The organism is Inquilinus sp. KBS0705 (assembly GCA_005938025.2).
Lineage (GTDB): Bacteria > Bacteroidota > Bacteroidia > Sphingobacteriales > Sphingobacteriaceae > Mucilaginibacter.
This window is the reverse complement of the sequence record VCCI02000001.1, coordinates 1,519,378-1,532,817: the sequence shown is the minus strand read 5'-3', so window position 1 is coordinate 1,532,817 and position 13,440 is coordinate 1,519,378. Positions and strand designations below refer to the sequence as shown.

The window sequence follows — 13,440 nt, the reverse complement described above, 5'->3', positions numbered from 1 at the left end:
AATACATCCCTATGCTAACTCGGCATAAAAATAAACCTAAACTAAAAATTCATGAGATCACTATCAGGCTATATGTCGTTTTTACTGATTGTTGGGTTGATGCTATCCTGTAATAGCAACAATAATAAATTAGGATCTGATTATAAAGGCTGGACGAATTATGCCGGTACTAAAGATGGTGCAAGATATTCCGAAAGTGAGGTTATTACTTTAGCTAATGTTAATAAACTAAAAGTTGCCTGGACATATAGTTCCAACGATAAAGACGCCGACAACAGGACCCAAAACCAGTGTAACCCCATAATGGTAAAAGGGGTTTTATATGGTACTACACCCACACTTAAATTGTTTGCCTTAAATGCCGTAACAGGTAAACAGCAATGGTTATTTGACCCCGCAACGGTAGATACCAGTGTTAAACACGACCCATACGCTTTTTACAAAATTAACAGGGGGGTAGTTTATTGGGAGGATGGCGACCAAAAACGTATTTTTTATAATGTTGGAAACAAAGTTTACGGCATAAATGCTGACAACGGCCAACCCGCCATTCAGTTTGGTAACAAGGGGCATATAGATATGACCGAGAATGTTGGCAGGATGGTCCATTCGTTTGTGGCATCAACAACGCCCGGCATAATTTACCGCGATGTATTGATTATGGGTGTTAGGGTTGCCGAAAGCCAGGATGCAGCCCCCGCACCGATACGGGCATACGATGTACACACCGGTAAGTTGCGTTGGAGCTTTAATACCATACCACATCCCGGCGAAAAGGGTTATGATACCTGGGAAGACAAAAACGCCTGGAAAAGCCTTGGAGGCGCCAATAACTGGAGCGGTATGTCGGTAGATGAAAAACGTGGGATAGTATATGTGCCTACCGGGTCGGTTGGTGGCGATTTTTATGGCGGTTATCGTAAAGGCAAAAACCTTTATGCCAACTCCTTAATTGCCTTAGATGCAGCAACCGGCAAATATATATGGCATTTCCAATTTGTACACCACGACCTTTGGGATAGGGACCTGCCGGCAAACCCAAACCTGGTTACGATAAAACACAATGGCAAAACCATCGATGCGGTGGCGCAAATAACCAAACATGGTTACATCTTTATGTTTGACCGTGAAACCGGCGAACCGATATTCCCGATAAAGGAAACACCTGTGCCAACAACAGGCCTTCCAGGCGAGCAACCCTGGCCAACACAACCTATCCCTACGTTGCCCGAGCCCTTTGCGCGTCAAAAATTCGGCCCTGAGGATGTAACGGACATTTCGCCCGAAGTACATAAGGCGATGATGGAGAAGTACCTGAAGGTAAAAAATAGGGTGATGTTTAGTCCGCCAAGTAAAGAGGGTGGGTGGATATTCCCCGGCTTTGATGGGGGAGGCGAATGGGGCGGTGCCGCTGTAGACCAGCAAACCAAAATACTTTACATAAACAGCAGCGAACTACCATGGGCACAGGTGATGATAGATGTGCCGAAGAATGATAATAAAGATCATACGCTTGCAGGCGCAGGGCACGTTTTTTATAACAAATATTGTATATCCTGCCATGGGATAGATCAAAAGGGAAATGACTCAACTATCCCCGGATTAACGGATCTGAACAAAAAATACAACGAAACGCAGGTGCAAACAATTATAAATAACGGCCGTAATATGATGCCGGCCTTTAAAGGTATAGCCGACGAAGAGAAAAAGGCCATTGTAGCGTTTTTATTGAAAACACCCGAAAAAGAAGCTACAGGGCCTGTACGAACCACTAAGCCTTTACCAGCCAAAGCCCAGGGCGGCCTGCCCGACCCGCCATACACTATGGTAGGGTACGATAGGTTTTTAGATAAGGATGGCTACCCGGGAATTAAACCGCCATGGGGTACCTTAAATGCGGTGAACCTTGAAACCGGAAAGCTTTTATGGAAGGTGCCTTTAGGCGAATATGCTGAATTGACCAAAAAGGGAATACCGGTAACCGGTACAGAAACCTATGGAGGCCCTTTAGTAACAAAAGGCGGCCTGGTTTTTATAGCTGCAACCAAAGACGAAAAGATACGCGCCTTTGATAAAAGCACCGGCAAAGTAGTTTGGGAAGCCAAATTGCCAGCCGCCGGTTATGCAACACCTGCATGTTACGAAATAGATGGGAAACAATTTATAGTGATAAGCTGTGGTGGTGGCAAAATAGGCAGCAAGTCTGACGATACTTATGTAGCGTTTTCTTTATAGTTGCAAAAAAATGTTAGCTTTATAGGCATCTTTAAGAGCGACCGCATAAACCGTATCCACCAAACGATGTTTATTACATGAAAAAAAACGATAAAGATCGATCGGAAGTCGTTGCCCCCGAACTTACATATCCTGCTGGCGAAATGCCGTATCAAACTATCGCCCCAATTATTGACAGCACCAACGTTATTTTTACTAACGAGGAAAAGGAGCATTGGGCGGCCGAACTGATCATTGCAAATAAAGAAATGGCTTTTCAAAACGTTGAGAAAGAAAAGCGCGCCGCTGAATTGGTTATCGCTAATAAAGAGCTGGCATTTCAAAATATAGAAAAAGAGAAGCGAGCCCAAGAACTGATTGTAGCCAACGCCGAATTAAAAAAGGCACAAAATGATATCAGGAAACTAAATGAAGAACTGGAGCAAAAGGTGCTTTTACGAACCGCCCAGCTCGAATCTGTAAATAAAGACCTCGAGTCTTTTTCTTATTCGGTATCACACGATTTGCGGGCACCGATACGCGCCATTAATGGGTATACCAAAATATTAAAAGAGGATTACGAAGAAATATTAGATGAAGCTGGTATAAACGTTCTTCAATCCATCATTGATAATTCGAAAAAGATGGGCACCCTTATTGACGACCTGCTTGCATTTTCGAAATTAGGCAGAAAGCAGGTAACCGTCTCTGACATTAATATGGATGAGCTTGTCCAGTCGGTTAAAGACGAGTTGATCAACGAGGTTTCGGATTGTATCCCTGAATTTAAGATAGCACCGTTAATAACCGCCCAGGGGGACAGGTCTTTAATTAAACAAGTATGGATCAACCTGATATCTAACGCTATCAAATACTCCAGATATAAAAACCAAATACTTATTGAGATAGGCGCTTTTGAGAAAGATAAACATGTGGTGTATTATGTGAAGGATTACGGTGCCGGTTTTGATATGCAGTACTATGATAAACTATTTGGCGTGTTTCAGCGGCTGCATTCGCAGGAAGAGTTTGAGGGAACGGGCATTGGGTTGGCCATTGTACAAAAAGTGGTGCATCGCCACTACGGCAAAGTTTGGGCCGAATCAAAATTAAACGAAGGAACAACCTTCTATTTTAGCTTACCTAACAATAACATATAAACTGAATGAATTACGCAAATGTTGACATTTTATTTGCCGAGGATAGTAAGGATGATGCCTTATTAACTATTCGTGCCCTAACCAAAAGTGGTTTTTCTAATAAATTACACCACGTGATTGACGGTGCCGAAGCGCTCGATTTTATTTATTGCCGTGGTAAATACGCTGACCGTAACCCGACCGAGCACCCTAAATTGATTCTGCTTGATGTTAAGATGCCTAAAGTATCCGGTATCGAAGTACTCGAAAAGATCAAATCTGACCCGCTTGTTAAGTCTATCCCGGTAGTAATGCTTACCTCATCAAACGAGGGCCCTGATATTGAAACCTGTTTTGCACTTGGCGCTAACAGCTATATTGTAAAGCCGGTAGACAGTGACAACTTTTTTAAGGCGGTTAAAGAAATAGGTATTTACTGGATGGTGCTTAGCCAGTCGGCGCAATGATATGATAGCTGAAGCAAAGATACTTGTTATTGAAGATAATAAAAGCGATGCCGACCTCCTATGCCGTGAACTAAAAAAATCAGGACTGATTTTCATTGCCGAGGTGGTACAAACCCGTGCAGCTTTCGAAAAAGCATTAGATAATTTTAAGCCTGATATTATCATTTCGGACTATTCGCTACCATCGTTTGATGCAGTTAACGCATTTCGCATCAAACAAAGCAAATATCCGCTTATCCCTTTTATCATCGTATCAGGTATTATTGGCGAAGAGAATGCCGTGGAACTGATAAAGGAAGGGGTAACCGATTATGCCCCAAAAGGCCGGTTATTTACCTTGCCAATAAAAATTGACCGTGCACTTAAAGAGGCAGAAGAGAAAAGAGAGAAAGTAATTACCGATGAAAAGCTGAAAATACAAACGGCCGAACTTATCTCGGCAAACAAAGAACTTGTTGTTCAAAATAAAGAAAATAAAAAGCGTGCTGCCGAACTTTTTATTTTATCTGAAAATTTGCATAAGCAAAAAGAAGAGTTGCGCCTGGCAAACGACTTGCTTGTGGTACAGGAAGTAAAAGTCCAGGCAGTAAATGAAGAACTGATACAACTAAACCATCAACTGGAATTTAGGGTGGCTGATCGTACAAAAGCCCTTAGTGAAAGCGAACACAGGTTTCGTAAAATGATGGAAACTATCCCTCAAATAGCCTGGACGAATACCCTTATCGGAGAATTTGTTTTTTACAACCAACGTTGGTACGATTACACCGGCCTAAGCGTTGAACAAACCAAAGACACCGGCTTTTTACTAATGATCCATCCGGACGAAACGAAGAAAAGTTTGGAATGGTTTGGCATGACCAGGGAAAAAGGCGAGGGAGGCGAATTTCAACTAAGGATAAAAAGAGCCGATGGGTTATTTCGCTGGCACCTGGTGCGCGTTATGCCTATTAAAGATGAGCAAGGTAAAATGCAGCTGTGGGTAGGTACCGCAACCGACATTGAAGAACTTAGGCTATTACAACAGCAAAAGGACGATTTTATAAATATTGCCAGCCACGAACTGAAAACACCGCTGACCAGTTTAAAAGTATCATTGCAGATGCTCGACCGTATGAAGGATAAGCCAGCAGCCAATATGGTGCCAATGATTGTACAGGCAAACAAAAGCCTTGCAAAGGTAAATGTACTGGTTGAAGACCTTTTATATGCCAGCAAACTAAACCAGGGGCAGTTGCATATCGATCCGAGAAAATTTGTGCTTGCAGGGGTTATTATTGATTCTTGCAACTTTATCCGTTCGGAAGGTGTTTATAATATACAAATTGAAGGCGACAAAATATTGGAGGTTTTTGCTGACCCGGTGAGGATAGATCAGATAGTGACCAATTTTGTTACTAATGCCATTAAATACGCTCCGGAATCAAAACTTATCACAATCGATATAAAAAAAATGCCTGGTTTTGTTAAGGTGTCAGTAATAGATAAGGGGCCCGGTATACCCGATGAAAAGCAGCGGTTTTTGTTTGACCGCTATTACAGGGTAGATAACCGGGGTAGCCATTATACAGGCCTGGGCCTGGGGCTTTATATTTGTTCAGAGATCATAAGAGCCCATAATGGCGAAATAGGGGTAACCAGCCAAATAGGAAAAGGTAGCGAATTTTGGTTTACATTACCGTCAGCCTGACAAATCAATAGTTTTTAAGTAAACTGCATCTATTATCCTGACCAAACCATTCACCTACAAACATCTTTCGGAAGGTAAATGGGTTTTGCTTGTATTGCTTTTCTGAATTGTCTGTTAAAGTTGGAAAGGCTATTACAACCGCATTCCAGTCCGATTTGTGAAACACTCTTATGAGTTTCTATTAACAATTTTGACACCTGATTAAGCCTCGCTTCATTTACAAAACCTGTGAAAGATTAAACATATAAAACACAGTGTGTTTAAAAAGGAGACTGACCCAGCTTTAAAGCAAACAGGATGGGAGCGGGGACTGAATAACAGATGAAATTAAGACCAATTGTTTTTTGCCGCGGTATTTTTAACCCAGGCAGCATGCGCCAATGCCATTGGCGCATGCTGTGGTCTGCTAAAGGCTTGCGTTTACCATTATACCGGTAAATTGCCGTTAAAAGCCTTAGATAAAAATGGCAAGGACGCGTTGCTACCTAAAGCCCCCGTTTTTTGTTAGGTAACTATAAAATGGCATTAGCAACGCACACCTTTCCTGGTGGGACAAGTCCACAGGCCAGCGCGAAAAGCAGGCGTTACGATGATGACCATCATGCCGGAATTTGGCCCTTATCCCTACATGGTAAACCTATCAGGCTCGCATGACCCGCTGGTTAATCAATTAAATAGATAGGTGGGTACTTTCCGGAAAGAGTGGCAGCAACGTACTGTTTGTTTAAATTTTTTGATTTTTGTCTATGACAGTCCAGGAATCTGGCAAGTCTTTGTTGAACGACTCGGCTCCAATTTCAGCAAAAAAGGAAAACGTTTTAAAAATAGACCATGTAATGGCAGCGCCAAGCGGCACAAATATCAATAAGTTCATATATATAGGGTTTCCCTTCTTATACGTGACTCATTGATCGAATGTTACGATAATTTTATCTTGCTAATATATATTAGTCCGTTATAATCAGCAAGATTAATTAAAAGATTATCAAACCATTTCTTCTACTTACGGCAATATTAAGTTTTTATACTTAAAACGCTTAAGCAGATTGTTGTAAGGCGAATGCAGAAGGTTGCGCTATCTGATGGTTTGGTTCCCCAGGCCCGAAAGAGGTTATCAGATGGGTGTATTGCTCCAACAGAGTGATATACTTATCTTTCCAATATTCCTCATCAGCAAGTGTGTTTGAAGGTTGATCATTATCTTTTTTGCTACGGATATTTGGTGCAAATTGGTCACTGGTAAAGATGTCAGGAAATTCCTTTGAAAAATCATGTCGCACCAGCAATCCAATTTTATGGATTACATCATATTTCAGGTAAGTGCTTTGAAAGTAATTATAAATGGTTCGTCTGTTAACACCTAAACCATTGGCTAAATCGGTAATGCTGTAACCATTTTTTCTTACTATATATTCAACTGTTTGTCCGTAATGTGTAATCATATGCCTTATATTTTACATATATGACTCAATATTTCAGCCAAATTTTTACTTAACAACCATTAGTTATAAAAGTTCAGAATTTATTCTTTTTAATTAAATCACTTGCCATTTAATTAGATAATCGACTAAAAAAATATCTAGCTTTAATTTAATAGATAATTATTTGTCTTGGATAATAGGCGATAGTTCTGAAAAGTATACAATATATCGTCCGAAGCAAATGGGCTGTCGGCATGATATTGAAAACCCCGGCAAATTGTGATCACTACGCTTAACAGATTCGCTATTCAACAACACTTTTGATAACCTTAATAAAGTGTTTTATATCGAATGGCTTTTTTAGGTAAGCATCATATGGAAAATTACATACACCCACAGCCACCTTAGAATAGGCCGACATTAAAACTACAGGCAGATGCGCCAAATGTTTGGCCTGTTTTATTAAAACACAAATTTGACCACCGGGTAAAAATCCAGGCATAAAAAAATCAGTAAGGATAACATCGGGCGCATGCAGGTTTACTTCTTCGTATATATCATTAGTGCCCGCTATTCCTACAACATCAAAGTTCTCTTTACTTAAAATAAGTTTAACAATTTCTAAAATATCTAAGTCGTCTTCAATAACAAGTATACGTTTCTTCATATGTTTAGTTATTTATTAAATAACAATTACCTACACATTCTGTTTCCAAAAGTGCACAATTTATTGACTAATTTGAGTAATTTAAAGGTTTTGGTTAAAAAAATAAAGCCTAAAGAAAGGCCAACATTCTAAATACTTTAATTTATTGATTATTTATTTTGCCTATTATTAAAGCATTTAATGATTTCCGTACCGAATTATTCAACCTTCTCCTAATTACTGGATGATCAGACTCAGCTTTGGTGATTGGTAACGCTGCCTTAGCCATTGCTGTAATTTAACGGCGTCGTTTTTACCTAATGGCTTTTTAAAGCGGGATAAGGCAATCATTTGCGTATCTGATTTAAGCGAATCAGGGTGGCGTATGGCTATTTTACTTACGCCAAAAGAAGTTACCGTCGGGTATAGCACTTTTAGTTCTGCCAGTACCATACTGTCGGGCATAAGCGCCTTTTTAGGGCTCATCTTAATCGTGTCGGCATTTGGCCGGCTGCCGAATACATCTTCTAAAATACTGGCCTTGATCTGGGAAAGGTCCAACTGTTGTTTGGCGTTCAACCCTTGCCGGATATTCAGTTTCACATTTCGTAACCGATATTTATTCATTTGCTTATGGAGAGAATCAATTACTGGCTTGTCAAGAATGGCACCTATCAGCAGCAGGTCGATTCGTTTGGTACTTTCGGTATACACAAAGGATTTTGATACTACCTGCGTATTATTGAAATGGAACTGCTCTTCGATAAATTTATTGGCATTGTTCTCAAAAATACTTTTGTTAACAATTCGGTAGGCCATAAAAATGCTGGGTATTATAGTGATCACACCAATAATAACTACGTAGCGGGTCACCTTCTTCTCTACGTTCTGATCATCAAATATCTTACGTTGAAGCTTAAGGTAGCGGGCGATGAGGAAAGTAGCGATGGCAATAAATACGCTGTTAATAAAATATAGGTACAGTGCGCCAAGAAAAAATAACCAGTCGCCCATGGCCAGGCCAAAGCCCGCTGTACACAAGGGTGGCATCAAAGCCGTTGCGATGGCAACGCCGGGAATAACATTGTTTTTTTCTTTTCGCGAGGCGGCTACCATGCCTGCCATACCACCGAAGAAAGCGATGAAGACATCCCATATGGATGGTGAGGTACGAGCAAGTAATTCGGATTGTGCCTCGTGTAAGGGTGTAATTGAAAAGTAAATGGTAGAAGTGATGATGGCAATAATGGTAGCCACTAAAAGGTTTTTGCCACCTTTTTTGACCAGGTCAAGGTCATTGATGCCAATACCCAAACCAATACCCATTACCGGCCCCATAATAGGTGATATTAGCATGGCCCCAATGATCACCGCAGTGGAATTGACGTTTAATCCTATAGAAGCAATAAATATCGCAAAAATAAGTGCCCAAAGATTTGCGCCGCGAAAGTCTACATTTCTCCGGATAGAGGAAATGATCTCATTTTCCCCGGCTTTATCCTCCTGAAGGTTAAAACGGTGTGTTAAAAAATATCGGAGCTGCTTAAATAATCTACTCATTCATCAGAATTTAGACCATCCTTTTATTTTAATGATGATTTGCAATCGATCTTTTGTTATAAGAACGAAACAGTTTTATTGTTTGACTCCCACACTGTCGTATGCTTGTCGTGTGTGCTTAACCTTATCGTTTCGAGTCTCTTTTAGGGCGCACATGGCATATGCGCGTTGGTATAGGTGGCCGATTCCTGATTTAAGTAGTGGGGCAATAGCCGGGGATCACCATTTATAAAAGCTTATATCATTATATTTAAGTAAGTTGCAACATACGTTAAATACCCATAATGCTAAACGAATTACAACGCATTTTAAACATCAGATTAGAGTTTGATAATGCTTTAAAACTTAATACATCACTTGCAGCCGCCTATAAACATATTGTTGTGGAAGCGATTAATAGGAGCTCTTTTTTTGAAAAGGAATTACTGATCGCTCAGGAAGCAGCGCTAATAACTGGTAAGATATAAATGGAAACTCAGCTGACTTTTGCATTGGTAAAACAAAAAACCCTGTATATTTAATATACAGGGTTTTGATACTACTTGGTATCGCTTGTTGTCGGGATGGCAGGATTCGAACCTGCGGCCTCCACATCCCAAATGTGGCGCGATACCGGGCTACGCTACATCCCGAAAGGGAACGCAAAGGTAGCTTTTTTAAGCACCGCTGCAAATTTTTTTATAAAGAATTTATAGGGTGGCAGGTAACCAATTCTTTTGCAATAGTTTATAGCTAAATTATTTTTTTTCTTGGGGCAAAACCCGCTTAATTATGCCCGGGTTATTAATTAACCTTAGCTTTTTTTGCCTTGCCTTTAATTTCAAACTCCTCCTGGTGCGAAAAATTGCGCCCTTCGTACTCCCAGTCTAATATCAGTTTCCACCTGCCCGCCGTGCAATTGCTAACCGGCACTTCTAATAAATTATCTGCGGTGCTGGCTACTTGCAGTTGCTGGCATTTAACATTGTTACAGGTTAGTGGTAACAGGCTGGCGCGGCCCTTTACAGGGTGGCTAAAGTTAAACCGGATAGTTTTCATGGCTGTATTTTTTAGGTGAAACTTTATATAGTATAAATTTAGCTATAAATCCATTATATATAACCACATATAAGCATATTAAGTATTTAACTTTTGTTAAATAAATAGGGCAGGCGTGTTAATATTGGTCTTTAACATTATAATCGGCGCTGGTGGTTTTATCAGTTATATTTTTAATTACGTTATCAAGCTCGTGTGCCGATGCCGATAAATATTCCAGCATGGTGCTGCGTTCCTCTGAATTTTCCCTAACATCGTTAGTTAAAGGAATGAGCCCTAATATGCGCGACAGCGGCGCACGCACAACGTGCGATTGTATCCATGATATTTCGCGCAGCTTTTCGTTTTGATCTTCTATCGCTTTAATATATAGTGTGCGCTGTGTAACATCATTAACAACTGCCACTTTAGCTTGCATGCCCTTATACGCTATAGTGTTTGTTGTTACATCAACCTGTATGATGTCGCCATTCTTTTTTTTATGCCTGTAAACGCCTAAATGTGCAAAATTTTCCTTCCTGTTTTTATCAATTACCTCTTCCAGCAGCTCCAGGTCTTCTGCCGGCCTTATGTCTCTCAGCGTCATACTTAAAAAGTCGGTTTGGCTGTAGCCATAGTTTTTAACAGCGGCTTCATTTACATCCAAAAACGCCAGGCTGTACTGGTCAAACAAAAACATGGGCAAGGGGCTTAAGTTAAACAGCTCGCTGTATTTTTTTTTTGACGATTGAAGCATTATTTCAGATAATTTCCGGTCGGTAATGTCTTTAAAATAAACAGATAAGCCCGTGGCAGCCGGGTAGGCACTTATCTCGTACCATTTATTCAGCTGATCATAATAATCTTCAAAATGTGTAGCCTTTTTAGTTTTTATTGCATTATGATACTCGATATAAGATTTGGAATTTATTGTTGTTGGGAATACATCCCATAGGTTTTTGTTCAGTACCTCATTTTTTGTTTTAATTAATACAGACTCTGCTACCTTATTCCAGTAGGTTACCATCCAGTTATTATCTACAGCAAAAAAGGCGTCGCCGATACTTTCTAAAATGGTGTTTCGCTCTTGTAAGGATGCGGTAACGGCTTCGGCCAATTGGGCCTTTTGCAGGGCCTCGTTTTTAATTTCGGTTATATCCCGTTCTATCGAAATATAATGAGTTGTTTTACCCTGTTGGTTTTTTACCGGGCTTACCGAAAAATTTATCCAAAACTCTTCGCCTGTTTTTTTATAATTTACAGTGGTTACTTCGCAATGTTCATTATTACGTATGGCATGGCTTAACCGTTTTAACTCGTTCTCGTCAGATTTTGGACCTTGTAAAATTCTTGGGGTTTCGCCATTTACTTCCTCGAACGAATAATTCGTCATTTTAGTAAAGGCATCGTTAACATACACAATGCGGGGGCCCGGTTCATCTAATGGGTGAGCCTCGGTAATAATAACCGCGTCGTTGGCATGTGTAATAACCGATTCTAATAATTTTAAATGCTGCTCTTCCTGCTTTTTCTTTGTTATGTCGCGTATAAATATAGATAAGCCTTCGCCAGTTGGATATATGCGGTTCTCCTGCCATAAATTTAACGGTTCGTAAAAGTCTTCGTTTGATACATAAACGCGCTCGGTAAACGCTTTTTGAATGGCATTATAGGTAGCCGAGCCTATAGCATCAGGGAAAACATCCCAAATGTACCTGCCGATGAGTGTATCAGGATCTACTCCTAAAATTTTGCCTACCTCCTTGTTTGCATAAGTATAACAAAGGTTTTTGTTAAGCCCTATAAAGCCATCGGTAATACTTTCAAGCAGGTATTCTACCTGTTCGGTTTGTTTTTTTATTTCTAATTCGGCAAGTTTTACTTCGGTGATATCATAAATCACTGAATAGAAACCTTTTACATCGCCATTGGCATCTTTATCGGGCAGGTATTGGGTATGCGTAAATGTTTTTCTGCCGCTTGCCTTAGTAAAAGTGCGTTCGAAACTTTGGCGGCGGCCATGCAAAACATTGGCTATATAAGGCGCATAAGTTTCAAACTCGTTATCGGTCATTAGCGCCTGTTTGTGTATACCCAGCATTTCTTCGGGCCGCATTTCAAACCAATCTAATAATGCTTTATTGGCAAACAAGCAATGCAGGTCTAAGGTCCAATAAGCTATCATCGCCGGTATGTTATCGGTTATCGTGCTGATAAACCGGCTATGCTCCGCTACCTTTTCCTGGTTTAATTTACGCTCGGTAATGTCCGATCGTATGGCGATGTACTCGTACGGTTTACCCTGGTCGTTTAAAAACGGAACAATGGTGGTATCAACCCAGTAATAGCTACCGTCTTTAGCCTTGTTTTTTAATTCGCCTTTCCAGGTTCGGCCATTAGCAATAGTTGTCCAAATGTTTTTTATGAAGTGTTTGTTGTGGTATGACGAGTTGATGATGCGGTGGTCCTGGCCCAAAAGTTCGTTGCGGTCGTATTTCGATATTTTGCAGAAATTATCGTTAACATGCTTAATGATGCCCTTTTGGTCGGTTATGGCCACAATGGCCGATTCGTCGAGCGCGTACTTATAGGCCGATAATTCTTTTACCGATTGTTGCAGCTTTTCTTCGTATATTTTTTGTTGGGTAACATCGTGGTAATTAAATACGATGGCGTTGACGTCTTGTTCATTCAACATATTGGTGAAGCTGCATTCCAGCCAAATATAATGGCCGTTATAATGCTTTGACCGGTAGGTACAATGTATGGCAGCCCCGGGGTTTGCGAGCGACTGCTTTAGGTGCCTGTTAAGCATTTTACGGTCGTCGGGATGGGTAAGGTCTTCCATGGTGGTTTTTAGCCGTTCTTCGTTGCTCCATCCGCTTATCCGTTCTGCAGACCGGCTACGGTATATAACTTTAAAATCCTTACTTAGTAGTGTGATGCCCGCATAGCTGTTTTCGATCAGCTTTCTAAAAAGGGCATCATTATGAAATAAGTGCTGCTCGTCGCCGGGTGAGACAGGCGGAGCTGGTTTGATTTTTTTTTCCATAAAAGATCTGATAAGTATGGAGGAAGTTTGTATCTCGGTTTAGCTTACTGCAATATACACAATCAGTAGTATTAAGTTTCACCTTTTTCGTTTTATTATAAAGCTAATTAACTAATGGTTAGTTAGCCATGGGTAGTATTAATATTTGGTTTTAAACAATTGTTAACTGAAGGAAAAACACAGGCTACTAATAAATTATTTTAAGTAGCGAGCCTCTAAAAAATATTGACATTG

At 40.4% G+C, this 13,440-nt stretch carries 11 protein-coding genes and 1 tRNA gene; 5 read left to right on the top strand and 7 right to left on the bottom strand.

Features of this window, described 5'->3' with window-relative positions; translation table 11 throughout:
• Positions 1-72: 72 nt before the first annotated feature.
• The 4 genes from FFF34_006690 to FFF34_006675 all read left to right on the top strand — a co-directional run bounded on the left by FFF34_006690 (position 73) and on the right by FFF34_006675 (position 5,510).
• Positions 73-2,235 carry a PQQ-binding-like beta-propeller repeat protein gene (locus FFF34_006690; GenBank protein ID TSD67980.1) on the top strand — a complete coding sequence of 721 codons (2,163 nt, stop codon included), beginning with the start codon at positions 73-75 and terminating at the stop codon, positions 2,233-2,235.
• Between the two features lie 77 nt (positions 2,236-2,312).
• Positions 2,313-3,374: a GHKL domain-containing protein gene (locus FFF34_006685; protein TSD67077.1), complete on the top strand. Its 1,062-nt coding sequence runs from the start codon at positions 2,313-2,315 to the stop codon at positions 3,372-3,374.
• 5 nt (positions 3,375-3,379) lie between these two features.
• Positions 3,380-3,820: a response regulator gene (locus tag FFF34_006680; protein ID TSD67076.1), complete on the top strand. Its 441-nt coding sequence runs from the start codon at positions 3,380-3,382 to the stop codon at positions 3,818-3,820.
• A 1-nt stretch (position 3,821) separates the two neighbouring features.
• On the top strand, positions 3,822-5,510 hold the full coding sequence (locus tag FFF34_006675) for a PAS domain S-box protein (protein ID TSD67075.1): 1,689 nt from the start codon (positions 3,822-3,824) through the stop codon (positions 5,508-5,510).
• Positions 5,511-5,560: 50 nt separating this feature from the next.
• Here the strand turns inward: FFF34_006675 and FFF34_006670 are convergent, their stop codons facing one another.
• From FFF34_006670 to FFF34_006655, 4 genes are all read right to left on the bottom strand, one after another.
• Complete coding sequence (locus FFF34_006670) at positions 5,561-5,707, bottom strand: hypothetical protein (GenBank protein ID TSD67074.1); 147 nt, start codon at positions 5,705-5,707, stop codon at positions 5,561-5,563.
• An 840-nt stretch (positions 5,708-6,547) separates the two neighbouring features.
• A complete protein-coding gene (locus FFF34_006665; GenBank protein ID TSD67073.1) occupies positions 6,548-6,952 on the bottom strand; it encodes a hypothetical protein in 405 nt (134 codons plus the stop codon).
• Between the two features lie 283 nt (positions 6,953-7,235).
• Positions 7,236-7,598 carry a response regulator gene (locus FFF34_006660; protein ID TSD67072.1) on the bottom strand — a complete coding sequence of 121 codons (363 nt, stop codon included), beginning with the start codon at positions 7,596-7,598 and terminating at the stop codon, positions 7,236-7,238.
• A gap of 216 nt (positions 7,599-7,814) precedes the next feature.
• On the bottom strand, positions 7,815-9,137 hold the full coding sequence (locus FFF34_006655; protein ID TSD67071.1) for a TIGR00341 family protein: 1,323 nt from the start codon (positions 9,135-9,137) through the stop codon (positions 7,815-7,817).
• 284 nt (positions 9,138-9,421) lie between these two features.
• Between FFF34_006655 and FFF34_006650 the strand changes: the two genes are divergently transcribed.
• Positions 9,422-9,604, top strand: a complete 183-nt coding sequence (locus FFF34_006650) for a hypothetical protein (GenBank protein TSD67070.1) — start codon at positions 9,422-9,424, stop codon at positions 9,602-9,604.
• Positions 9,605-9,692: 88 nt separating this feature from the next.
• Here FFF34_006650 and FFF34_006645 read toward each other — a convergent pair.
• From FFF34_006645 to FFF34_006635, 3 genes are all read right to left on the bottom strand, one after another.
• Positions 9,693-9,769 (bottom strand) — tRNA-Pro (locus FFF34_006645).
• Positions 9,770-9,920: 151 nt separating this feature from the next.
• Entirely contained in the window at positions 9,921-10,175 is a 255-nt protein-coding gene (locus FFF34_006640; protein ID TSD67069.1) for a hypothetical protein, read from the bottom strand.
• A gap of 118 nt (positions 10,176-10,293) precedes the next feature.
• Positions 10,294-13,206: a PAS domain S-box protein gene (locus tag FFF34_006635; protein TSD67068.1), complete on the bottom strand. Its 2,913-nt coding sequence runs from the start codon at positions 13,204-13,206 to the stop codon at positions 10,294-10,296.
• Positions 13,207-13,440 lie beyond the last annotated feature (234 nt).

Coding starts and splice junctions, on each gene's coding strand:
- FFF34_006685 (TSD67077.1), top strand. CDS start 2,313: ATGAAAAAAAACGATAAAGATCGATCGGAAGTCGTTGCCCCCGAACTT.
- FFF34_006660 (TSD67072.1), bottom strand. CDS start 7,598: ATGAAGAAACGTATACTTGTTATTGAAGACGACTTAGATATTTTAGAA.
- FFF34_006635 (TSD67068.1), bottom strand. CDS start 13,206: ATGGAAAAAAAAATCAAACCAGCTCCGCCTGTCTCACCCGGCGACGAG.
- FFF34_006690 (TSD67980.1), top strand. CDS start 73: ATGTCGTTTTTACTGATTGTTGGGTTGATGCTATCCTGTAATAGCAAC.
- FFF34_006665 (TSD67073.1), bottom strand. CDS start 6,952: ATGATTACACATTACGGACAAACAGTTGAATATATAGTAAGAAAAAAT.
- FFF34_006655 (TSD67071.1), bottom strand. CDS start 9,137: ATGAGTAGATTATTTAAGCAGCTCCGATATTTTTTAACACACCGTTTT.
- FFF34_006640 (TSD67069.1), bottom strand. CDS start 10,175: ATGAAAACTATCCGGTTTAACTTTAGCCACCCTGTAAAGGGCCGCGCC.
- FFF34_006675 (TSD67075.1), top strand. CDS start 3,822: ATGATAGCTGAAGCAAAGATACTTGTTATTGAAGATAATAAAAGCGAT.
- FFF34_006680 (TSD67076.1), top strand. CDS start 3,380: ATGAATTACGCAAATGTTGACATTTTATTTGCCGAGGATAGTAAGGAT.
- FFF34_006650 (TSD67070.1), top strand. CDS start 9,422: ATGCTAAACGAATTACAACGCATTTTAAACATCAGATTAGAGTTTGAT.